Genomic DNA, 22,867 nt, shown 5'->3' on the forward strand with positions numbered 1-22,867 from the left:
GTCAGACCGTGAACACGGGCGCCGGCTCGGTCTCGTCCGGCAGCGCGAATTCGTCGACGAGGCGGCCGAGCCGCAGCGAGACCTCAAGATTGGCGCGTATGGACGACCTCCATGCTTCCTCGACGGGCAACGCCAACGCTTTGGTGACAGCGTCGATATAATCGTCCAGCGGTTCGGCCATCACGCTCCCAAACAAGCTCTCAGTGTGCGCCCTGTGTCTGCAGCGGCGGATGCGGGATCGCCGTCAGCAGCTCCTTGGTGTAATCGTCCTGCGGATCGCTCAAGACCCTCTCGGAAGACCCTTCCTCGACGATTCGACCCGACCGCATGACAATGACACGATCGCACAGCAAGCGCACTACGTTCAAATCATGCGAGACGAACAGATAACTCATACCTAGCCGCGCCTTGAGGTCCTGGAGCAGATTGAGGACCACGGCCTGGACCGAAACGTCGAGCGCGGCGGTCGGCTCGTCCAGGATGACGAGTTTCGGGTGCAGGGCGATGGCGCGGGCGATGCCGACGCGGGCCTTCTGGCCGCCCGACAATTGGTGCGGAAAGCGATCCAGCAGATTGTGCGGCAGGCCCACCATGGTGGCGAGCTCCTCGCAGCGAGCGCGGAGCGCGTCGCGCCCCCTGATGTCACCGAGCTGCATGATGGGATCGGCGATGGCGCGCACGGCGGTGAAGCGCGGGTTGAGGCTGTCGGTCGGATCCTGGAACACCATCTGGATGCGGCTGCGCTGCGGCAGGCGCGCGAAGCCGGCGGGCGCGATGGCGCCGATGTCCTCGCCGTCGAACTGGATCAGGCCCGAGGTCTGGTCCAGCAGCCGCATCACCATCATCGACGTGGTCGATTTGCCGCAGCCGGACTCGCCGACCAGGCCGACGCTCTCGCCGTGACCGACCGAGAAGCTGATGCCGTCGACGGCGCGGAACACATCGGGCTCTACAGGCGGCTTGCGGCCGAACAATTTGCCGAGCGTCGCGGTCGCGCCCTGACGGGGATATTCCTTGACGAGCTTGTCGATGAGGAGAAGGGGCGTCTTGCCCGCCGGGACGATCGGAGCCAATTCCGCGGATGCTGCGCTCGTGGCGGCGAGTGCTGAGCCTTCCTCCTCCGGCAACAGATCCCGCAGGCTCACGCCGAGGCGCGGCGTCGCGCGCATCAGCTTCTTCGTGTAGGGGTGCTGCGGGTTGGCGAAGATGTCGGCGGCCTTGGCGGCCTCGACCACTCTGCCCTTCTCCATCACCACGACGCGGTCGCAATAGGCCGCCGCGAGGCCGAGGTCATGCGTGATCAGGATGGTGGACATTGCCTTGCGCTTGGTCAGCTCGACGATCAGATCCATCACCGCCTTCTGCGTGGTGACGTCCAATCCGGTCGTCGGCTCGTCCGCGATCAGCAGTTGCGGATTGCAGGCGAGCGCGAGCGCGATGACGACGCGCTGGCACATGCCGCCGGACAATTCGAACGGATAGGCGTGATAGCGCTCGCGCGGGCGAGCGATCTTGACCTGCTCCAGCGCCTCGATCGCCTTTTCGCCGCGGTCCGAAACCATGGCCTGCTGGACATGGGTGCGCAGCACGTCCTCGATCTGGTCGCCGACCTTCCGGATCGGGTTGAGCGCGGCGCGCGGATTCTGGAAGATCATCGAGACTTCGCGACCGCGCAAATCGCGCATCTGGTCTTCGGTCGCGGCCTTGACGTCGATACCCGAGAACATCACCGAGCCTTCGGCGATCCGCCCCGCGCGGTCGAGGATGCGCATCACCGCGTACGACGTCACCGACTTGCCGGAGCCGGACTCGCCGACGATCGCCAGCGTCTCGCCCTTGGCAACGGAGATGTTGACGTGCTGCACCGCCTTGACGATGCCGCGGCGGGTGGTGAATTCGACGGTGAGGTCCTGGACGTCGAGCAGCGGCTGGGCGGTCATGGGCACCTCCCAAACAAAAACGTCGAAAACAACCCCATGCACAGTAGAACGGGATTGATTTCATTGGAGAATTTTGAGCGAAAATTTGCGCGGAATCTCGCCATCACGTCCTCCGCTGGGGGTCGACGATGTCGCGCAGGCCGTCACCGAGAAGGTTGAAGCAGAACACGGCGATCATCAGAGCGAGGCCCGGGAATAGCGCGATCCACCATTCGCCTGACACCATGAAGCCGGCGCCTTCGGCGACCATGATGCCCCATTCCGCCGTCGGCGGACGAACGCCGAGGCCGATGAACGAGAGGCCGGCGGCATTGAGGATGGCGTAGCCCATGGTCAGCGACATCTGCACGATCATGATCGGCATGATGTTCGGCAGGATATGCACGAGGAGAATGCGGAATTCGCCGTTGCCGGACAGACGCGCGGCCTGCACGAAGCCGGCGTTCCGGCGCACGTTCGCTTCGGCGCGCGCGACGCGGGCATAGAGCGGAAAGTTCACGATGGCCGTGGCGAGGATGATGTTCTGCACGGTATTGCCGAGCGCGGCGACGATGCCCATGGCGAGCACGAACAGCGGGAATGCCATGATGGTGTCGGCGATGCGGCCGACGATGCGATCGGTCCAGCCGCCGAAATAGCCGGCCGCGATGCCGGCGAGCCCGCCCATCAGGAACACCAGCGCGACGGAGGCGACCGCGATGAACGTATCGAGCCGCGTCGCCACCACGACGCGGCTGAAGATGTCGCGGCCCAATTGGTCGGTGCCGAACCAGTGCGCGGCCGACGGCGGCTTCAGCGACGCCGCGGTATCGGATGCCAGCGGGTCATACGGCACCACATAGGGGCCGAAGATCGCGGCAAGGAGGATCACGATCAGCAGCGCGAAGGCGAAGCCCGTGACCTTGTTTTCGCCGAGCACGTAGCGGGTCTGGTCGAGCAACGCGACGAACCCTGACGTTCGCGCGGGACCGACAGGTTCAACAGCAGGCGCAACGGAGCTCATTGTGTCCCCTACCCTTCCAGCCGCACGCGCGGATCGATCACGCCATAGAGAATGTCGATCACCAGATTGAGCAGCACGTACATCACCGCCATGGTCAGCACGAAACCCTGCACCGGCGCGAAGTCCGACGAGATCAGCGCCTCGACCGCATAGGAGCCGATGCCTGGCCAGGCGAACACTTTCTCCACCAGCACGTTGGCGCCGAGCAGGAACGAGAACACCATGCTCAGCGTGGTGATGACCGGAAGCATCGCGTTGCGGAAGGCATAGGTGACGATGACGGTTGCCGGGGACAGGCCGCTGGCGCGCGCGGTGCGCACGAACTCGGACGACAGCACCGCCAGCATCGAGGCGCGCGTCATGCGCGCGATTGGCGCCAGCGAGAAGATCGCAAGCGTCGTCGCCGGCAGGATCAGCTGGCTGCATGCCGAGCGGAACGCCTCGAAGTCTCGCGCGATCAGGGTGTCGATCAGATAGAAGCCTGTGACCGTCGGCGGCGCGCTGTAGAACACATCGAGCCGGCCGAGCGGCGCGGGCGACCAGCCGAGCCGGAAATAGAAGACATAGACCAGCACGAGGCCGGTGAAGAACACTGGCAGCGAGACGCCGGCCGTCGTCGTCACGCGACAGAGATGATCGACCCACGATCCCGGCCGCGTCGCCGCCAGCACGCCGAGTGGAATCGCGATGACGACCGAGACGATGAGGCCGAGCAGCGTCAACTCGGCGGAGGCCGGCAGGCGGTTGCGGATCTCGGCTGCGACCGGCTGGCCCGTCGTGAGCGAATTGCCGAAATCGCCATGGGCGAGATCGTTGGTGTAGCGGAAGAACTGCTCGATCAGCGGCTTGTCGAGGCCGAGTTTTTTCCGGATCTGCTCCACGGCTTCCTTTGTTGCGGCGGGCCCAGCGAAATACGCGGCGGGATCGCCCGGCAGCGCGCGGGTCAGCAGGAAAGTGACGATGACGACCCCGATCAGCGAGGGAATTGCGAACATCAGGCGCTTGCCGATCATGGTCAGCATGGGGTTGCGCTCCTGCTGCTCTGCATTTGTGGGCGGGTTCGCGCCACCTGCTCCGCTGCGCCCCCTCTCCCACGCAACCGGGGTCTACCCCGGTTGCGCATTGGTGATTGGCGCAAGTCGGGTAGGCCCGACTTGCGATGGGAGAGGGTTGGGGTGAGGGGTGGCCCCAAGCGAGGTCGGAGTTCGTGGCTACCCCTCACCCTGCCCCCCTCCCAAAAGGGGAGAGGGAATGAGAGAGCGGTGGCCGCCTCACTCAGAAAGAGAGTCGATGACGCGACCATCTCGCCCACTACCCCCCTCACCCCTTCGCCATCGCGCGATAATCCAGGCGGCGGTGGAACCAGTATTGGTAGCCGCTGATGTTCTTCTGCATCGCGACGTTGACGAAGGGCTGGTACAGCGGGATGCGCGGGATGTCGCTGTAGGCGAGGTCGACGAAGCCCTTCACGTCGGCGTCGTAGGTCGCGGTGTCACCGGTCGCGGCAGCATTCCGCGCCCCGTCGATCAGCTTGTCCATCTCCGCCGACTTGTAGCTCATGGTGTTGAAGACGGAATTATTGCCGTGATAGCACCAGTAGAAGAAGTATTCGGGGTAATCGAGCCAGCCCGAGAACACGTTGGTGAAGAGCGGCATCTCCTTCTTGTTCAACTCGGTGCGCCAGTTGGCGCCGGGCACCTTGTTGATGGTGGTCTTGATGCCGATCTGGGCCAGGCTCTCCTGCACCAGCACGCAGAGCGGCTCGTTGACGCCGGCGAAGTTGAGGTCGAACGAGATCGTGGTCTCGAAGCCGTTGGGATAACCGGCTTCAGCCAGCAGCGCCTTCGCCTTGTCCATGTCGGTGTTGAATTTGTGCGGCTGCGGCCAGGCGACTTCGGTCGGCTTGTCCTTGGCGGCCCCGAACATGGGATTGGCCAGCCCGAACATCACCGCGTCCATGATCTTCTGATAGGGAATCGCGTAGGCGACCGCCTGACGCACTTTGGGATTGTCGAACGGCGGCTTGGTCACGTTCATGCCGATATACTGGATGCCGTTGGAGAACGGCAGCGACACCACGTTGAGCTTGCCGCTCGCCTTCATCTCCTGGAAATCCTTGAACGGCAGCTCGTAGGAGATGTCGGCGTCGCCACGCTCCAGCAGCGCGCGGCGATTGCCGGCCTGCGGCACCATGCGCCAGATCACGCGCTTGATCTTCGGCAGCGGGCCGCCGACCCAATCGTCGTTGCGCTCCATCACCACTTCGGTGCCGGCGGTCCACTTCGTCACCTTGTAGGCGCCGGAGCCCGCGGTCTGCTGCTTGGTGAATTCGAGACCCCAGGGATCCTTCTCGCTGGCATTCTTCTTCACAAGCTCGGAGTTGATGATGCAGGGCACGATCACCGCGAGATCGGGGATCGTCAGCTTGTCCTTCTTCAGGAAGTCGACACGCACCGTGTAGTCGTCGATCACGACGAACTGCTCGGGCTTCGTCAGCGAGCCCGCGCTCATCTGGAAGGTGGGGAAGCCGCCGACGCTGACGGCGCGGTCGAGCGACCACTTCACGTCCTTGGCGGTGACGGGCGCGCCGTCGTGGAATTTGGCGTTCTTCTTCAGCTTGAAGGTGACCGACATATCGTCGATCTTGAACTCCTCGGCGAGCTCGCCCTTGAATTTGTCGCGGTCGTAATAGGGCACCCCGCCGGGGCCGGTCTTCATCTCGTGGCTGAGCAGGCGGTCGTAGCAATTCCAGGACACCTCATAGCCGGGCACGTTGGTGCCGACGCCGTGGATGTCGAGATTGTTGGGGCCGCCTTCCGAGACGATCAGCAGCGTCTCCGAGCGCGCATCGGCCATCGCCGACGAGATCACGGAGGGCATGGCCGGAAGCGCCGCGCCTGCGGCCAATCCGGAAACGGACTTGAGGAAATCGCGGCGCTTCATAAAATGGCTCCAACACAAAGTTTTCTGGTTGGAACTGGATTCGCAAGGTTCGTGCCAAGGCTTAATGAGAGTTTAAAACAACATAAGCCACTGATATAACCGCGTAAAATGGCCATTACTTCGACTGTCGATCAGAAGCCGATCTCCAGCGCGTGCATACAAAGAAGCAGATTTGCATATAAAATGGGCTTTCTGGAACGCTCGCTCATTGCGTGGGCGCATCTCGTCCCAAGTCACTCGGCTACCGATCCGCGGCAATCACCCCGGCCAGATCAGCTCCTGGAGCTCGACCAGATCGTCGGCCTCGTCCTGCCAACCCTCGATGCAGATGTGGTTGTTGAGGTCGCTGGCGCGATGCAGCAGCATCAGCGCCATCAGGCGCCGCTTGAGTGAATAATCGAGCTTCGCATAGCCAAAACCCTCGAGCAGGCTGCGCACCCTCCCCGGCCGGCCCGCTGCCATGAAGGCGCTGGGGCCGAGCAGATCGTAGTCGCGCCATCCCGCCAGCACGTCGCCGAAGTCGAACAGGCCGGCGAGCGACCATTGATCATTATGGCAGGCGAGCAGGAAGTTCTCCGGAATGTATTCGCCGATCAAGATCACCGGCGGCGCATCGATGGGAATGAGCGCGGCCGCGTCACGCAGGAGGTCGTCGAGGCCGGCGAGGAATTTTGGCGCCAGGCCGAGACGCGTGTGCCGCGCCTTGCAGCCCTGCATCTGGGCCCGCATGAAGTCGGCCCAGCGCGGCTCGATCTGCGCGAGCGGACCGAGCGGCGCGCGCTGCACGGTGGCGATGGTCTCGCCGATCTGGCGCAGCACGCGCTCTCTCTGCGCTTCCGCCAACGACGGCCAGACCTCCGAACCGAGCGTGCCGGCAAGGCGTGTGATTGCGAGATAAGGCCAGCCGTCGCGCTCGCCTTCCGCGACGATCTCGGGGATCGGCAAATGGAGGCGGCCGGCAAGCTGGGTCAGCGAGCCGTGCTCGGAGACGAATTGCGCGCGGAGCAGCGGCGGGAAGATTTTCAGGATCAGGTGATCGCCGAAGCCGACGACGAGATTGGTGCCGGTGGCAAACACGTGCGGCGCGCTGACATCGAGACCGTGGCTGCGGGCGATGTCGATGGCGATCGGCAGCCATCGCGGAGGGTCGGCGCGAAAGGCGCGAAAGGCAGCAGCGTCGGTGAAAGTCGGCAAGATTTGCGATGGAACGCTGGTCATGCGCGCCCGATCAGGCAAGCAGGTTTTGGTTGATTTGATGCGCGCCAAGCAGACGGTGCACCTTTCCCGCTTGCGGGGGAGGTCGGCGCGAAGCGCCGGGTGGGGTTCTCTCCTCTAGGGGATTGTCCCTTTGCGGAAAGACCCTCTCCCCAACCCTCTCCCGCAAGCGGGAGAGGGAGCGCACTTCCTTCGCGGTTAAAGAGAGGTCCAATCTGAGAACTCTACCGATCCGGGCTGGCGCGCTCGAACTGGCGCAGGATCTTGTTGCCGCGCTCGACCGCGGCATCGAGCGCGGCTTGCGCGCTCTTGCGGCCGGCAAAGGCCTGCTCCAGCTCGTCCTCGATCGCGCCGCGGATCAGCACGAAGGAGCCGAGCCGGATGCCCTTCGAATTCTCCGTCGGCGGATGCAGCGTGATCTCCTCGAACGACATCGCCGAGCCCGGATTGCGCTCGTAAAACCCTTGCGCGCGCGTCAGCTCGAAGGCGGCGCGGGTGACAGGCAGATAGCCGGTGTTCTGGTGCCAGGCGGCCTGCACGCCGGGCTGCGACAGATAGGCGAAGAATCGCGCCACGCCCTTGTATTCCTCGCGCGGGCGGTCGCGCAGCACCCACAGCGTGGCGCCGCCGATGATCGAATTCTGCGGCGCGCCCTTCACGTCGGGCCAATACGGCATCATGCCGTAGCCGATCTCGAACTTCGAGTTCGCCTTGATGTCGGCGCGCGTCGCCGAGGAGCCGATGAAGATGCCGCATTCGCCGTTCTGGAAGCGCGGCTCGGCCGACTGGCCGCGGCCGCTATAGTCGAACACCTTCGTCTTCTGCCACTCGCTGAGCTCGGCGACGTGACGCACGAGAGACGGATTGTTGATGGTCAACTCGGCATCGAGCGCGGCAAAGCCGTTGGTCCGCGTCGCCAGCGGCAGATTGTGAAACGCTGAAAAATTCTCGACATGGATCCAGGACGGCCAGGACGTGGTGAAGCCGCACGCCGCGCCGCGATCGCGCAGGCGTTTAGCGGCAGCACCGAGCTCCGGCCAGGTCTTCGGCGGCGCCTCCGGATCGAGCCCTGCATCGCGCAACATGGTCTTGTTGTAATAGAGAATCGGCGTCGACGAATTGAACGGGAAGGACAAGAGATTGCCGGCCGCATCGGTGTAGTAGCCGGAGACCGCGGGAAGATAGTCATTGAGCGAGAACGGCTCGTTCATGTCCCGCATCAGGCTGAACACGGGATAGATCGCGCCCTTGGCCGCGGTCATGGTGGCGGTGGCGACCTCGTTGACCTGGACGATCGCGGGCTGGCTGCGCGAGCGGAAGGCGAAGATCGCGGCCGTCACCGTCTCGGTGTAACTGCCCTTGTAAGTCGGCACGACGCGATAGTCCGGCTGCGAGGCGTTGAAGTCGGAGGCGAGCTTCTCGAGCTGGCGGCCGAGTTCGCCGGACATGGCGTGCCACCACGCGATGTCGGTCGCGGCCCGCACCGGCGCGGCCAAGGAGAGGGCCGCAAGGGCGGCGATGACCTGCAAGAAGCGCAATGCTGAAATCACGATGGCTCTTTCCGTATCGCGCGACGACGGCGACCGTCCCTGCTTAAGGCGCGGCATTTGCGGTTTCAACCGGGAATGAGCGCCGGCCGCGCCGCACAATCACGCCGAAGCCCCGGGCGGGATGGCCTTCCCCCGACCATCTGCTAGATTGCATTGAACCTTTTGCTCCCGCCATAGACTCCACCACTGAGGGGTTGAGTGTGCCAGTGTTGAACCGTGCCGAACGCTCGCGGACCGGGGTGGTTTTCGTCGCGCTTCTGATCGCCATCTGCGCGACGGGGGCCGCTGCGCGGGAATTCCGCGCCGCCGACACCCAGGCCGAGGATTATCCGACCGTGCAGGCGCTGCGCTACATGGGCGCCCTGATAGCCGAGCGCAGCGGCGGCCGGCACGAGGTCAAGGTGTTCCACTCCCGCCAGCTCGGCGAGGAGAAGGAGACCATCGAGCAGACCCGGGTCGGCGCGATCGATCTCAACCGGACCAATGTGGCGCTGATCGGCAACTTCGTCCCGGCGATGAACGTGCTGGCGATGCCGTTCCTGTTCCGGTCCATCGAGCACATGCAGAAGGTGCTGGACGGGCCGATCGGCGGCGAGATCCTCGGCAGCTTCGAGCCCTATGGCTTCGTTGGCCTCGCCTTCTACGATTCCGGCGCGCGGTCGATCTACAACGGCGCCCGCCCGGTCAGAAACGTCGCGGACCTCAAGGGATTGCGGATCCGGGTGCAGCAGTCGGAGTTGATGAGCCAGATGATCCGCGCGCTCGGCGCGGAGCCGGTCGAGATGCCCTATGGGCAGGTGCTTGCCGGGCTTGCCAACCATTTGATCGACGGCGCCGAGAACAACTGGCCCTCCTACGTGACGACGGACCATTACAAGCATGCCGGCTATCTCGCCCTCACCGAGCACACGATGAGCCCCGAAGTGCTGGTGATCTCGCTGAAGGCCTGGAAAAGCCTGTCGGCCGACGACCAGACCATCTTCCGGGAAGCGGCGCAGCGCTCCAGCCGCTTCATGCGCGAGAAATGGCGCGACCTCGAGGAGCAGTCGCAGCGCAAGGCGGAAGAAGCGGGCGTCACCATCGTCAGGGATATCGACCGCAAGCCGTTCGAGGACGCGATGGTCGCGATCTACACCAAGGCCGGGCAAGATCCGGCCGCGGCCGCGCTGATCGAACGCATTCGCAAGGTGGAGTGAGGCCTCTTGCCCGGGCTTGGACACAGCGAGCATGCAGACAGGTCGCCCGGCCCGATGGGGCGGCTGCGCGCGCGGCTGGTCGGCGTGCTGCGGGCGGTGCCGATCCGCTGGCGCATCCTGTCGATCGCGGCGCTGAACTCTGCCGTGGTCATCGTGCTGGTCGGGCTGATCTGGAACGGCTCGCAGGTGCTCGGCTCGGCCTGGGAGGACGTGCGCCAGGTGCGCGAATCCGACCGGATTCTGGCGCTGCTCGAAAGCGAGACCGGGCGGCTGCACAATCTGATCCACCGCTACATCAACCAGCCGAGCCCCGACCTGTTCGCCGAGATCCTGCTGCTGCGCGAGGCGGTGCTGGGGACGCTGACCAATCGCGCCGCCAAGGACCCGATGCTGTCGGGCTCGGTCGAGGAGCTGGAGCGCACCACCGACCGCTTCCTCAACGGCTTCGGCGAGCTGCGCGGCGTGCAGGCCACCATCGCGAAGACCTATGAGGATCAGGTGCAGGGACCGGCCAGGGACATGGCCGGGCTTTACTCCATCATCGAAGGCGCCACCGGCCACCGCGACGCGCTGATCTGGCCTTCGCTGGGCAAGTCGCGCGAAGCCTTCACCGCGATGCTGGTCGCGGCCAATTCCTACTATCTCTCGCTGTCATCGGGTGCGGCCGACGACGCCCGCCGCAATACCGAAACCATCGAGAAGACCATCCCCGTGATGATCGATCTCGCCGACAACGACCTCCAGCGCATGGCGTTGCGGCGGCTGGCGGCCCGGACCGCCGCGCTGCGCGAGGGCTTCGCAAAGCTCTCCGAGCAGCTCACGAACCGTACCGAACTGCTGCGCAACACCATCGACGCCAACCAGGCCGAGGCCATCGGCGCCATCGACGATCTCTCCACCAAGATGCGCCAGCGCGAGCAGAAGGCGCAGGAGACGTTCGACCGCACGCTGGCGGACATTTCCCGTCGTGTTCTTTCCATCGCGGTGATCTTCCTCGGCATCATCCTCACTGCCGGCGTGCTGATCGCGCTGTCGATCCGGCTGCCGCTGCAGCAGATCATGGCGGCGATGCGCGCGATCACGCTCGGCGACCTCGGCCGCGAGGTGCAGGGCACGCGTGCACGTGACGAGGTCGGCGCCATGGCGCGCGCGGTGGAAGTGTTCCGCGAAAACGCCATCGCAAAGCGCCAGACCGAGGACGAGCTGCGCGCGTCCAAGGAGAAGGCCGAGAGCGCGCTGCTCGAGCTCAACGCCGCGCAGCAGAATCTGATCGATGCCGAGAGGCTCGCAGCCCTCGGCGGCCTCGTCGCCGGTGTCGCGCACGAAGTCAACAATCCGATCGGGATCAGCCTCACCGTTGCGTCGAGCTTTGCCCGGCGCACCGAGATCTTCGAGGCCCAGCTCAAGGGCGACGGCGGCCTACGCCGCTCGCAGCTGGAAGAATTCGTGCAGTCCTCGCGCGACGCCTCGCAGCAGCTCGTCGCCAATCTCCAGCGCGCCGGCGAACTGATCCAGTCTTTCAAGCAGGTCGCGGTCGACCGCTCCCATGCCGAGCGGCGGCAGTTCTCACTGAGCGAAGCCACCGACCAGATCATCGCGAGCCTGCGCCCGGTGCTGAAGCGGTCGCCGATCACGCTCCATGTCGACATGCCCGAGGGGCTGCTGCTCGACGGCTATCCCGGCTCTTACGGCCAGATCCTGACCAATTTGTTCCTCAATGCCGCCAACCACGCCTTTGCCGACGGCCGCGCCGGCACGATCACGATCTCGGCGCGGCCCCGCGGGGCCGACGACGTCGAGATCATCTTCACCGATGACGGGGCCGGCATGACCTCCGACGTGCAGCGCCAGGCCTTTGACCCATTCTTTACCACCAGGCGCAATGAAGGTGGCACGGGACTCGGCCTCCATATCGTCTATAACCTCGTCACCCAGCAGCTCGGCGGTCGCATGATGCTGGAATCCAAGCTGGGACAAGGCACTACATTTCGCATTATCATGCCCCGGGTCGCCAGGGGCGGCGGGCAAAGCACAGAGACTGACGGGACTTCTCAATGGCCGAACAGGACGATGTCCTCCACCTGATCGACGACACCGGTACTGCATCGGAGGATGTTGACGCCCGGAAATGGAAGATCGCCGTCATCGACGACGATCCGGCCGTGCATGACGGCACGCGCTTTGCGCTCTCGGACTATTCCCTCAACGGCCAGGGCCTGGAGATCCTCTCCGCCCATTCCGCGGCGGAAGGTCGCAAGCTGATGGCGGCGCACAACGACATCGCCGCCGTGTTGCTCGACGTCATCATGGAGACGGACGTCGCCGGCCTCGAGCTGGTCGAGTACATCCGCAACGAGCTCAAGAACGAGACCGTGCGCATCATCCTGCGCACCGGACAGCCCGGCCAGGCGCCCGAGCGGCGCGTAATCGTGCAGTACGACATCAACGACTACAAGGCCAAGACCGAGCTCACCGCCGACAAGCTGTTCACCTCGCTGACCGCGGCGCTGCGCTCTTACCAGCAGCTCGAGCGCATGCTGCAGACAAGGCGCGGGCTCGAGATCATCATCGACGCCGCCTCGACGCTGTACGACTTCAAGTCGATGCAGCGGCTCGCCGAGGGCGTGCTGACCCAGCTCGCCTCGCTGCTCAACGTCGATTGCGCCGGCATCCTGGTCTTGCGCGACAATGGCGGCCTCGACCCCGAGCTCTCGGTGCTCGCCGGCAGCGGCTGCTACAGCCGCTTCATCGGCACGACCTCGTCGAAGGCGCTCGACCCCGATCTGCGCGCGATGGTGGAAGCCGCTTTCCAGGGCCGCAAGAACGAATTCGCCGACCACCGCAGCGTCATTTATTTGCGCACCGGAAGTGGGCGCGAGGTCGTGGTGCTGCTGCAGGCCGAACGCGAGCTGTCCGAGACCGACCGCTCGCTGGTCGAGATCTTCTCCAGCCGGCTCTCGATTGCCTTCGACAATGTCATCCTCTACCAGCAGCTGCAGGCTGCCAACACCCAGCTGGAAGACCGCGTCGCCCAGCGCACCCGCGCGCTGATGCAGGCCAACCGCCGGCTCTCAGCGCAATGGCTGCGGCTGCAGCGCGCCAACGGCTTCAAGAACGAGATCCTCGGCACCGTTGCCCACGATCTGAAGAATCCGCTCGGCGTCATCCTCGGCCGCACCGAGATGCTGAAGGAGCTGATCTCGACCGGCGCGTCGTCAGGCGGCGTGGTCGCCCAGGTCGATCACATCCGCGATGCGACCAAGCGCCTGACCTCGATGGTCGATCATCTGATCTCGGACGCGATGGCCGATGCCTTCGACATCACCATCCGCCGCGAGCCGGTCGACGTCGCGGCCCTGGTCAAGGAAGTCGCCGAGGCCAACCAGCCGCTCGCCATCAACAAGCAGCAGACGATCAGCGTCACCGCACCCGTCAACATCGTCACCATGTGCGACACCGACCGCATCCGCGAGGCGATCGACAACCTCATCAGCAACGCCATCAAATACTCGCCGATCGGCGGCAAGATCGGCGTCATCGTCGGCCATGAAGGCGGCGACACAATCGTCCGCGTCAGCGACGAGGGCGCCGGCCTGTCGCCGGAGGATCTCGGCCGCCTGTTCGGCCGGTTCCAGCGGCTGTCGGCAAAGCCGACCGCCGGCGAGAGCTCGACCGGGCTTGGGTTGTCCATCGTCAAGCGTATTATCGACATGCACGGCGGCGAGGTGACCGCCGAGAGCGAGGGCCCCGGCAAGGGCTCGACCTTCACCATCACCCTCCCCGCGACCGAAATTCCGTGATCTCAGGACCATGACCCAAAGCCAGCACATCATGATCGTCGACGACGAGGCCCCGGCCCGGGAGATGGTCGGCGATTACCTCAAGATGCACGGCTTCACCGTGACGCTGTGCGACGGCGGCAAGTCGTTGCGCACGGCGATCGACGGCAGCATGCCCGACCTCGTCGTGCTCGACCTCAACATGCCGGAGGAAGACGGGCTCTCGATCATCCGCGACCTCAAGAGCCGCATCAACGTGCCGGTGATCATGCTGACGGCGACGGCGAGCCCGATCGACCGCGTCGTCGGCCTCGAGCTCGGCGCCGACGATTACGTGGCCAAGCCGTGCGAGCTGCGTGAGCTGATGGCGCGCATCCGCTCGGTGCTGCGCCGGAGCGCGCCGGCGAAAGCCGTGGCGGAAACGGCGGCTGCGAAATCGGACAAGGAGCAATTGGTACGGTTCGGGACGAAGTGGCTCGATCTCGAAGCTCAGGCCTTGCGCGACGACGAGGGCAACGAGCACCCGCTGACCGCATCCGAGTTTGGGCTCTTGAAGGTGTTCGCGGCCAATCCGAAGCGCGTGCTGTCGCGCGAGCGCCTGCTGGAATTGGCCAACGCGCGCGACGCCGAAGCCTTCGACCGCGCCGTCGACCTGCGCATCATGCGCATCCGCCGCAAGATCGAGCCCGATCCGGCAAAACCCGCCGTGATCCGCACCATCCGCGGCGGCGGCTATCTGTTCTCGCCGGCGGGCGAGAAGGCGTAGATCACGCACCACCCACGGTGTCGTCCCGGCGAAGGCCGGGACCCATTACGCCAGGGAGAAGTTGTGGCGCGAGGCTGGTCCCTCGTGTCTTCGCCAAACCCACTCCGTGGTTATGGGTCCTGGCCTTCGCCAGGACGACAGCTGGGATTGAGGCGACATCGAACGCAAAGGCCCGAAATACGTTCCCGGCGCCTCCGTCCGCCTCCATTCCCCACCCCCGTATTTTCCGTACATTGAAATTCCACGCTTTTTTACCCCGAATGTTTCGTCGCGGCTAATCCGACGAAACAATTTGATGGCGCACGAAACCATTTTCCCCTTTTCGTGCAGACGTCCCGAAACGTTGGCTCATTAACACTTTGGTCGAAGGAAACGCCGCTCGGTTGCGGCGCTACGGGGAGCCAAGTCAATGCCGAACGTCATCGCCATCAACGCCCAAGCCAGCCAGAGCATCATTGCCGCTCAGGCGACCTCGGACGACATGCTTCTCGAAAGCATTGCCGACGGCAACCGGACGTCCATGCACATCCTTTATTGCCGGCACAATGTGCGCGTCTACCGCTTCATCCTGCGGATCGTGCGCGACGCCACCACGGCGGAAGACCTCGTCAGCCAGGTGTTTCTGGACGTGTGGCGGACCGCCGGCCAATTCCAGGGCCGCTCGCAGGTTTCGACCTGGCTGCTCTCGATCGCCCGCTTCAAGGCGCTGACCGCGATGCGCCAGCGTCGCTTCGAGGATATCGACCAGGAAGACGTGCGTCAGATCGCCGACGGTTGCGACACGCCGGAGACCTCGCTCGACCGCAGCGACACCAGCGCAATCCTGCGTGCCTGCGTTCAGAAGCTGTCACCCGCGCATCGCGAGATCATCACGCTTGTCTACTACCACGAGAAGTCGGTGGAGGAGGTCGGACAGATCATCGGCATCCCGCAGAGCACGGTGAAGACCCGGATGTTCTACGCCCGCAAGCAACTCGCCGAATTGCTTAAGGGCTGCGGCGTCGAGCGCTTTGCCGCTTGAAGTTCAGATATTTCAAGGGGATAGGGCGTTCGTTTTGGCCTTACCCCGGACACGGAAGTGTTACCGCCGACGAAACAATTGAAACAAAGCACAACATCAGGCGGAAAAACTTCCCTCCTATAAAACTCACATACGGTTTCGTTAAACCTCCCAAGACCTCCAACGACCCGGACGGGATGCCCCCCTCCGGGTCGTTTTGTGTTTGGGCTGGTTCGGGTGCCGGCCTTATGGTTCGAGACGCCCGCTGCAGCACTCCCGTCACGAAGGCGTGACGCGAGGTAACGACTGCCTCTCTCATCCCGAACAGCCCTCGTGACCCCCATTCACGAGTGCTCCGATGCTCGAACTCACCTTCGCCGTCCTCGCCGGCATCCTCACCATCGCCGCGCCGTGCACGCTGCCGATGCTGCCGATCCTGCTCGGGGCCTCGATCGGCCGCAGCTCGCATCTGCGCCCCGCGATGATCGCGCTCGGCTTCGTCATCTCGTTCTCCGCGACCGCGCTGTTGCTCGGCGCCATCACGCGGCTGTTTAATTTCGATCCGAACGTGCTGCGCGAGGCGGCATCGATCCTGCTGCTCGGCTTCGGCCTGTTGATGCTGTGGCCGGCGCCGTTCGAATGGCTGTCGATCCGGCTCAACGGCTGGCTCGATCTCGGCAACTCCGGCGCCACGCAGCGCGAGGGCGCGCTCGGCGGGCTCGTGCTCGGCACCACGCTTGGCCTGGTCTGGACGCCCTGCGCCGGCCCGGTGCTCGGCTCGATCCTGACGCTGGTCGCGACCACTGAAAACGCGACCTGGGCCGGCACGCTGCTGGTCGCCTACGCCATCGGCGCGGCCATTCCCATGCTGGCGATCGCCTATGGCGGGCAGGCCGCCACGACGCGAGTACGCAGTCTCGCGCGCATCTCGCCGCGGCTGCAGCAGGGCTTTGGCGTTGTCGTGATCGGTTTCGCGCTCGCCGCTTATTTCCAATACGACACGCTGATCGTGGCGTGGCTCACCGGCTTCTATCCCACCGGCCAGATCGGCCTGTGATCATCCCTCATCTTCACCGGAGGATCTTTCCATGACTTTCAAACTGCTCGCCGTCTCCGCCGCTCTGATCGGCATCGCCGTAACCGGCGCCGTCATCCCCGGCATCTGCGACGAGGCCGCGCGCGCCGTCCCTGTCGTGACAGCGGCCGCCAGCCAGGACACCGCGCCCGACTTCGCCGGCATCAACAACTGGTTCAACTCGAAACCGCTGAACATTGCCGATCTGCGCGGCAAGGTCGTGCTGGTTGATTTCTGGACCTATGGCTGCGTCAACTGCGTCAACACGCTGCCGCACGTCATCGACCTCTATGCCAAGTACAAGGACAAGGGCCTCGTCGTGGTCGGCGTGCACACACCGGAATTCCCGTTCGAGCGCTCGGCGTCCAACGTCCAGGCGGCGCTCAAGCGCCACGGCATCACCTATCCGGTGGCACAGGACAATGATTCCAGGACCTGGAACGCGTACCGCAACCGATATTGGCCGGCGCAATACATCATCGACCAGAACGGCAAGATCGTGTTCCAGCACGAGGGCGAAGGCCGCTATGACGAGATCGACCGCACCGTGGCAAAGCTGCTGAACGCCAATAGCTAACACCCGGCGCGGGTCTCGCCCTTGTTGCTTGACTCCACGGACCCGTCCGTGGAGTTTCGCGGGCCACGTAATCAGCCGCTCGCGATGGACGACGCCACCAGCAGCACCGACATTCGCCTTCGTGAAGGCGCCTCGATCGCGCAGCGGCTGGTCATGTCCGGCTTTGCGGCCGCCGTTGCGCTATGCTTCACGCCGGGCCTGTTCACACGCGATCCCCTGGAGGTCATCATCTCCGTGGTCGCGCTGCTGGTGGGAGCAGCGTTCGTCGCTATCATCATGCTGGCACCGGCGGTGGTGTGGATCATCACGCCGGATGAGATCCTGATCGGGGAGCAGCGTCCGTTCGGAAAACTGCGGACGCGGATCGTCGCCAAGGACGACATCAGGGGATTGCAGGTTCCCGGCAGCAAGAGGGCGAAAGCCCGCTTCCAGCTCGCCTTCACGTTGGCCTCCGGTGAGCGCCTGACATCGCCGCCGATCGCCGATGTCACCCACGTGCACGACACGGTGGCGCGGATCGCCGCGCAATTCGACGTTCCCGACGTCGAGTCTCCCGTCAATCCGCTCGATGCCAGCAATCCCGAGATGCGTCTCGGCGACCCGCTCGAGCCGTTCTCGAAGAGAGACATCAGGATCGTCGCACTGATCGTCGTCGCATTGTGCGCCGTTCCCTACGCCTACAGGCTCTGGCGTGGCCTGTCGCCCGGGCCGGTCGACATCATGCTGCTGCCGGTCGGCGCGATCGCCGCTTTCGGGGTGTCCCGTTATGCCAATCTTGTGACCGGCGCCTTCTGGATGATCCGGCAAGGTGATATCCGCGTCGAACGCCTGTGGGGCGACGGCACGTTGCGCGCCGACCACATCGAAGGGCGCGACGTCAAGACGATCACGGTCGAGCGCCGCGGCCGGTCCGAGGACGAGCACTGTATCGTGGTGATCCGATTGCAGTCGGGACGGCGGTTTCGCAGCCCTCGCATCGGGTCGAGGCCTGAAGCCCGGGCCGTAGGTGCCGAAATCGTCCGGCGGCTCGGGATCGCGGCTGAGAATAACCAGATCTGATAGCGCGTCGCTTCCACATCGTCATGGCCGGGCTTGTCCCGGCCATCCACGTCTTTACCCATAGCGCCAAGAACGTGGATGCCCGGGACAAGCCCGGGCATGACGGCGTTTGTGAATGCAAATTTGGTCGCCCCACCCCAAGCGAGGCCGTGGCTACTGCTTTTCGCGCCATCCCCTGTTTGTGGCATTGCCCGGCCTCGTCAAAAAACCAAAGCATTCTCGTGACATATCGGCTAAGTGTGCCTTGAACTTGCCATGAAGAGGGCCCTCAGATTTGATGGTTCCAGATGGTTTTGGCCTTGGCCGTGGGGGAGAGCTTGAAATGACGGATTTTCGTCGTCTGACCGGGATGTTTGTGGCTGCGATCGGCCTGATCCTGTCCGCGCCCCATGCCTACGCCCAGCAGCCCGACCGCGGCGACGAGCCGGGCCTGGTCGCCGACGATGCCTTCGAACTCGATCCGGAGTGGCAGAAGCAGGTCGTCTACTTCCGTACCACCGAAGCGCCCGGCACCCTCATCATCTCGACCGCCGAACGGCATCTCTATCTGGTGCAGCCTGGCGGTCGCGCGATCCGCTACGGCATCGGCGTCGGCCGCGACGGTTTTCAGTGGCAGGGGCTGGTGAACATCACCAACAAGAAGGAGTGGCCGGACTGGACGCCGCCGGCGGAGATGATCCAGCGCCAGCCCTATCTGCCGCGCTTCATGGCCGGCGGCCCCGGCAATCCGCTCGGCGCGCGCGCCATGTATTTGGGCACCACGGTCTACCGCATCCACGGCACCAATCGGCCCGACACGATCGGCACCAAGGTCTCCTCGGGCTGCTTCCGGCTGGTCAACCGCGACGTCGCCGATCTCTACGATCGCGTCCCGGTCGGCACCAAGGTTGTCATCCGGCAGAAGCCCGAGCTCTGATCTCCTCGCCTTAGCGAATATTCCTTTTCCCGATTATTTCGAGAGAGCAACATGATGCGCACTTTTCGTGGCGGCCTGCTGATCGGGCTCGCAGTCGCCGTGCTGGTCGCCGTCCTGGCCATCATCTATGAATTCTACGACACCCGCACGCTGAAGCGCACCGTCCGCCGCGGCGAAGTGCTGTGCGGCGTCAACAAGGGCCTGCCGGGCTTCTCGATCCCCGACGACAAGGGCAACTGGACCGGCTTCGACGTCGATTTCTGCCGTGCGGTGGCCTCCGCGATCTTCAACGACCCGAGCAAGGCGAAGTTCGTCGCGCTGGATGCCAACGAGCGCTTCAAGGAATTGCAGAGCCGAAAGGTGGACATCCTCTCGCGCAACTCGACTTGGAGCATGGCGCGCGAGCTCGACTACGACCTCTATTTCCCCGCGGTCGCCTATTACGACGGCGCAGGCTTCATGCTGCCGCGCGCGCGCAACAAGGAAACTGCGCTGGACCTGACCGGCAGCAAGGTCTGCGTCCAGACCGGGACCACCACGGCGCTCAACGTCACGGATTACTTCCGTGCCAACAACATGAAGTATGAAGAGGTGAAGTTCGACAAGCTGGACGACGTCGTGAAAGCCTACGACACCGGCAAATGCGATACGCTCTCCGCCGACGTCTCCCAACTCTACGCACTGCGGATCAACCTGTCGAAGCCCGGCGACCACATGATCCTGCCGGACATGATCTCCAAGGAGCCGCTCGCCCCCGTCGTGCGTCAGCGCGACGACGACTGGATGATGATCGTGAAGTGGACGCTGTACGCGATGATCAACGCCGAGGAGCTCGGCGTCTCCTCGGAGAACATCGACGAGGCCCTGAAGTCGAAGAAGCCGGAAGTGATGCGGCTGGTCGGCACCGAGGGCAATTACGGCGAGCAGCTCGGCCTCACCAAGGATTGGGTGGTCCGCATCATCCGCCACGTCGGCAATTACGGCGAGATGTACGAGCGCAACATCGGCGAGAAGTCGAAGCTGAAGATCCCGCGCGGCATGAACCAGCTGTGGAATGCAGGCGGCGTGCAGTATGCACCGCCGGTGCGGTAGGAGGTCTTTCCGCCATCATTGCGAGCGAAGCGAAGCAATCCAGGATCTTCCGCAGAGGCAGTCTGGATTGCTTCGTCGCAAGTGCTCCTCGCAATGACGAGCTTGGGGCAAGCGCTGTCCACACTCTCAACTGTCATCGCCCGGCTTGACCGGGCGATCCAGTACGCCGCAGCCTCTCGGTAGATCTCTGCCGTCTCTGGAATACTGGATCGCCCGCCTTCGCGGGCGATGACACCGAATGCGACGCGACGGTGCGCCTCAATACCCCCGCGCACGCGCCAGCTGCTCGGTGTGGTAATTGGCGTCGCCGAACAATTCCTCGCACACGCGCGCGCGCTTCATGAAGAAGCCGATGTCGAACTGGTCGGTCATGCCCATGCCGCCATGCATCTGCACGCCTTCCTGCACCGCGCGCGTGGCGGTGGTGCCGGCGCGGGCCTTTGCCACTGCGACGCTTGATGCGGCCTTGGCGACGTCCGTATCGAGCGCCTGCAGCGCCTTCATCACGGCGGCGCGGGTGATCTCGATGTCGACATAGAGCTCGGCGGCGCGGTGCTGCAGCGCCTGGAATTCGCCGATCAGCTTGCCGAACTGCTTGCGGCTCTTCAGGTACTCGACGGTGCGGTTGAACACCTCTTCGCTCAGGCCCACCATTTCGGAGGCCACCGCGCCGCGCCCGATATCGAGCACGCCGTCGAGCAGCGTGGCGCCCTGGCCGACTTCGCCGAGCACGCTGTCGGCATCCACCTCGACATTGGCAAGCTCGATCCGCGCCGCATTGTGAGCGTCGACCATGATGGTGCGCTCGATCGCAACGCCCTTGGCCTTCGGGTTGACCAGGAACAGCGTCAGCCCCTCGCGTTCGCCGGCCGAGCCGGCGGTGCGCGCAGCGACGATGAGAAGATCGGCGACGTGACCGTCGACCACCAGCGCCTTGGCGCCGGAGAGCCTGAAGCCGTTGCCGGCGCGTACGGCCTGGAGGCTGGTCTGAAGCGGCCGATGTTTTGCGCCCTCGTCGATCGCGAGCGTCGCCAGCAGGGAGCCGTTGGATATCTTCGGCAGATATTCCGACTTCTGCCCGGCATTGCCGCCACGGTTCAGCGCCGAGGCCGCGACGACGCTGGTGGCGAGGAAGGGCGACGGCATCAGCGTGCGGCCGATCTCCTCCATCACCACGCCGGCCTCGACATAGCCGAGACCGCTGCCGCCGAACTCTTCCGGCACCAGCAAGCCGGCAAAGCCCATCTCGGCGAAGGAATGCCAAAACTCCTTGGAAAAGCCGGCGGGGTCTTTGCTGTCGCGCAGATGCCGCAAATGCGACACCGGCGCCTTGTCGCTGATCAACCCGCGCGCGCTGTCGCGGAGCATCGATTGTTCTTCGGTGAGGACGAGGGCCATGGGTGCGTTCCGATTCGAAATCTGTTTTGTCTTGGTCATTCCGGGATGGCCCGAAGGGCCAGGCCCGGAATCCATCAGGGGGCATATACGCGGTGAAATGGATTCCGGGCTCGCGCTTCGCGCGCCCCGGAATGACGGGAAGTCTACGCCCCCGGCAGATCGAGGATGCGCTTGGCGACGATGCCGAGCATGACCTCGGTCGTGCCGCCCTCGATCGAGTTGGCCTTGGTCCGCAGCCAGGCGCGTGGACGGGCGCCTTGCTTCGAACGCTCGCTCTCCCATTCCAGTGCATCGACGCCGCCGGCCGACATCAGTATCTCGTAGCGGCGCTTGTTGAGCTCGGTGCCGTAATATTTCATCGCCGACGAGAACGCCGGATGCGCCTGCCCCGCCTTGGCGAGATCGACCGCGCGCTCGGCGCAGGCTGCAAGGGCGGCTTCATCGACGTCGAAGCTGGCGATCCGGCCGCGCAGCATGGAATCGTCGAGCCGTCCCAGCGCATCGGTGCCGACGGAATCGGCCGCGATCTGGCCGAGCGGACGGCCGACGCCCCGCTCGCCCATGCCCGATATCATCGCGCGCTCGTGCTGGAGCAGATATTTTGCGACGTCCCAGCCGCGATTGACGGTTCCGACCACGTGCGATTTCGGCACGCGGACATTGTCGAAGAAGGTTTCGCAGAACGGCGAGTAGCCGGAGATCAGCAGGATCGGCTTGGTCGTCACGCCCTTCGAGGTCATGTCGAACAGGATGAAGCTGATGCCGTCATGCTTCTTCGCGGCGGGATCGGTGCGGACGAGGCAGAAGATCCAGTCGGCGTAGTTGGCGTAGGACGTCCAGATCTTCGACCCCGTGATGACGAAATCATCGCCGTCGCTCTCGGCACGGGTCTGCAGCGAGGCGAGATCGGAGCCGGCGTTCGGCTCGGAATAGCCCTGGCACCAGCGGATCAGGCCAGCCGCGATCTTCGGCAGATGCTCCTTCTTCTGGGCATCGTTGCCGTATTTCAGCAGCGCCGGCCCGAGCATCCAGATGCCGAAGCTCGACAGCGGGGGCCGCGCGCCGATTCGTGCCATCTCCGCGCGCAGCACCTTGTGCTCGGCGGCGCCCAGGCCGCCGCCGCCGTACTCCTTCGGCCAATCGGGTACGGTCCAGCCCTTGTCGCGCATGCGCTCGAACCAGATGCGTTGCGGCTCGGACGAGAATTTTGCATTGCGTCCGCCCCAGAACACGTCGGCATCGGATGTTGCAGGCTTGCGCATCTCCGGCGGACAATTGGCCTCGAGCCAGGCGCGCGTTTCGCTGCGGAATGTTTCGAGATCGGCGGTCTCAGTCTCGCTGGCCCTGGCGTCAGTCAT

19 protein-coding genes are annotated in these 22,867 nt (G+C 64.5%); 10 read left to right on the top strand and 9 right to left on the bottom strand.

What is annotated here, in order from left to right; all coding sequences use genetic code 11:
- Position 1: 1 nt before the first annotated feature.
- From IVB48_RS26840 to ugpB, 7 genes are all read right to left on the bottom strand, one after another.
- Positions 2 to 181, bottom strand: a complete 180-nt coding sequence (locus tag IVB48_RS26840) for a DUF4089 domain-containing protein (protein WP_007615797.1) — start codon at positions 179 to 181, stop codon at positions 2 to 4.
- Positions 182 to 200: 19 nt separating this feature from the next.
- Positions 201 to 1,940 carry an ABC transporter ATP-binding protein gene (locus tag IVB48_RS26845; RefSeq protein ID WP_247404569.1) on the bottom strand — a complete coding sequence of 580 codons (1,740 nt, stop codon included), beginning with the start codon at positions 1,938 to 1,940 and terminating at the stop codon, positions 201 to 203.
- Positions 1,941 to 2,043: 103 nt separating this feature from the next.
- Positions 2,044 to 2,943, bottom strand: coding sequence for an ABC transporter permease (locus tag IVB48_RS26850; protein ID WP_247357577.1), 900 nt, complete (start codon positions 2,941 to 2,943; stop codon positions 2,044 to 2,046).
- Positions 2,944 to 2,951: 8 nt separating this feature from the next.
- Positions 2,952 to 3,965, bottom strand: coding sequence for an ABC transporter permease (locus tag IVB48_RS26855; protein ID WP_018456013.1), 1,014 nt, complete (start codon positions 3,963 to 3,965; stop codon positions 2,952 to 2,954).
- A gap of 298 nt (positions 3,966 to 4,263) precedes the next feature.
- Entirely contained in the window at positions 4,264 to 5,886 is a 1,623-nt protein-coding gene (locus IVB48_RS26860; RefSeq protein ID WP_247357576.1) for an ABC transporter substrate-binding protein, read from the bottom strand.
- A gap of 258 nt (positions 5,887 to 6,144) precedes the next feature.
- Positions 6,145 to 7,104 carry an aminoglycoside 3'-phosphotransferase/choline kinase family protein gene (locus tag IVB48_RS26865; protein WP_247357575.1) on the bottom strand — a complete coding sequence of 320 codons (960 nt, stop codon included), beginning with the start codon at positions 7,102 to 7,104 and terminating at the stop codon, positions 6,145 to 6,147.
- Positions 7,105 to 7,325: 221 nt separating this feature from the next.
- Positions 7,326 to 8,708 (bottom strand): sn-glycerol-3-phosphate ABC transporter substrate-binding protein UgpB, encoded by a 1,383-nt coding sequence (gene ugpB, locus IVB48_RS26870; RefSeq protein WP_247404573.1) that lies wholly within the window; start codon positions 8,706 to 8,708, stop codon positions 7,326 to 7,328.
- A gap of 143 nt (positions 8,709 to 8,851) precedes the next feature.
- On the opposite strand from ugpB, the gene IVB48_RS26875 reads away from it, so the two are divergent.
- From IVB48_RS26875 to IVB48_RS26920, 10 genes are all read left to right on the top strand, one after another.
- Positions 8,852 to 9,847 (top strand): TRAP transporter substrate-binding protein, encoded by a 996-nt coding sequence (locus IVB48_RS26875; protein WP_247404576.1) that lies wholly within the window; start codon positions 8,852 to 8,854, stop codon positions 9,845 to 9,847.
- A 54-nt stretch (positions 9,848 to 9,901) separates the two neighbouring features.
- Positions 9,902 to 11,932, top strand: a complete 2,031-nt coding sequence (locus IVB48_RS26880) for an ATP-binding protein (protein ID WP_027514477.1) — start codon at positions 9,902 to 9,904, stop codon at positions 11,930 to 11,932.
- Entirely contained in the window at positions 11,902 to 13,647 is a 1,746-nt protein-coding gene (locus tag IVB48_RS26885; RefSeq protein WP_247404578.1) for a DUF3369 domain-containing protein, read from the top strand. Before IVB48_RS26880 ends, IVB48_RS26885 begins: the two co-directional genes overlap by 31 nt.
- A gap of 10 nt (positions 13,648 to 13,657) precedes the next feature.
- On the top strand, positions 13,658 to 14,392 hold the full coding sequence (locus IVB48_RS26890; protein ID WP_007597984.1) for a response regulator: 735 nt from the start codon (positions 13,658 to 13,660) through the stop codon (positions 14,390 to 14,392).
- Between the two features lie 409 nt (positions 14,393 to 14,801).
- Positions 14,802 to 15,413: a sigma-70 family RNA polymerase sigma factor gene (locus IVB48_RS26895; protein ID WP_018456005.1), complete on the top strand. Its 612-nt coding sequence runs from the start codon at positions 14,802 to 14,804 to the stop codon at positions 15,411 to 15,413.
- A 337-nt stretch (positions 15,414 to 15,750) separates the two neighbouring features.
- Positions 15,751 to 16,449, top strand: coding sequence for a cytochrome c biogenesis CcdA family protein (locus tag IVB48_RS26900; RefSeq protein ID WP_247404580.1), 699 nt, complete (start codon positions 15,751 to 15,753; stop codon positions 16,447 to 16,449).
- Positions 16,450 to 16,480: 31 nt separating this feature from the next.
- Entirely contained in the window at positions 16,481 to 17,044 is a 564-nt protein-coding gene (locus IVB48_RS26905) for a thioredoxin family protein (RefSeq protein ID WP_247404582.1), read from the top strand.
- An 84-nt stretch (positions 17,045 to 17,128) separates the two neighbouring features.
- On the top strand, positions 17,129 to 18,103 hold the full coding sequence (locus IVB48_RS26910) for a hypothetical protein (protein ID WP_247405439.1): 975 nt from the start codon (positions 17,129 to 17,131) through the stop codon (positions 18,101 to 18,103).
- 322 nt (positions 18,104 to 18,425) lie between these two features.
- Positions 18,426 to 19,019: a L,D-transpeptidase gene (locus IVB48_RS26915; protein ID WP_027565945.1), complete on the top strand. Its 594-nt coding sequence runs from the start codon at positions 18,426 to 18,428 to the stop codon at positions 19,017 to 19,019.
- Positions 19,020 to 19,073: 54 nt separating this feature from the next.
- Positions 19,074 to 20,111 (top strand): amino acid ABC transporter substrate-binding protein, encoded by a 1,038-nt coding sequence (locus IVB48_RS26920; protein ID WP_247405444.1) that lies wholly within the window; start codon positions 19,074 to 19,076, stop codon positions 20,109 to 20,111.
- A gap of 258 nt (positions 20,112 to 20,369) precedes the next feature.
- Here the strand turns inward: IVB48_RS26920 and IVB48_RS26925 are convergent, their stop codons facing one another.
- Positions 20,370 to 21,509 carry an acyl-CoA dehydrogenase gene (locus IVB48_RS26925; RefSeq protein ID WP_247404584.1) on the bottom strand — a complete coding sequence of 380 codons (1,140 nt, stop codon included), beginning with the start codon at positions 21,507 to 21,509 and terminating at the stop codon, positions 20,370 to 20,372.
- A gap of 143 nt (positions 21,510 to 21,652) precedes the next feature.
- Positions 21,653 to 22,867, bottom strand: coding sequence for an acyl-CoA dehydrogenase family protein (locus IVB48_RS26930; protein WP_247404586.1), 1,215 nt, complete (start codon positions 22,865 to 22,867; stop codon positions 21,653 to 21,655).

Source organism: Bradyrhizobium sp. 76 (assembly GCF_023073025.1).
In the GTDB taxonomy this organism is placed as follows: Bacteria; Pseudomonadota; Alphaproteobacteria; order Rhizobiales; family Xanthobacteraceae; genus Bradyrhizobium.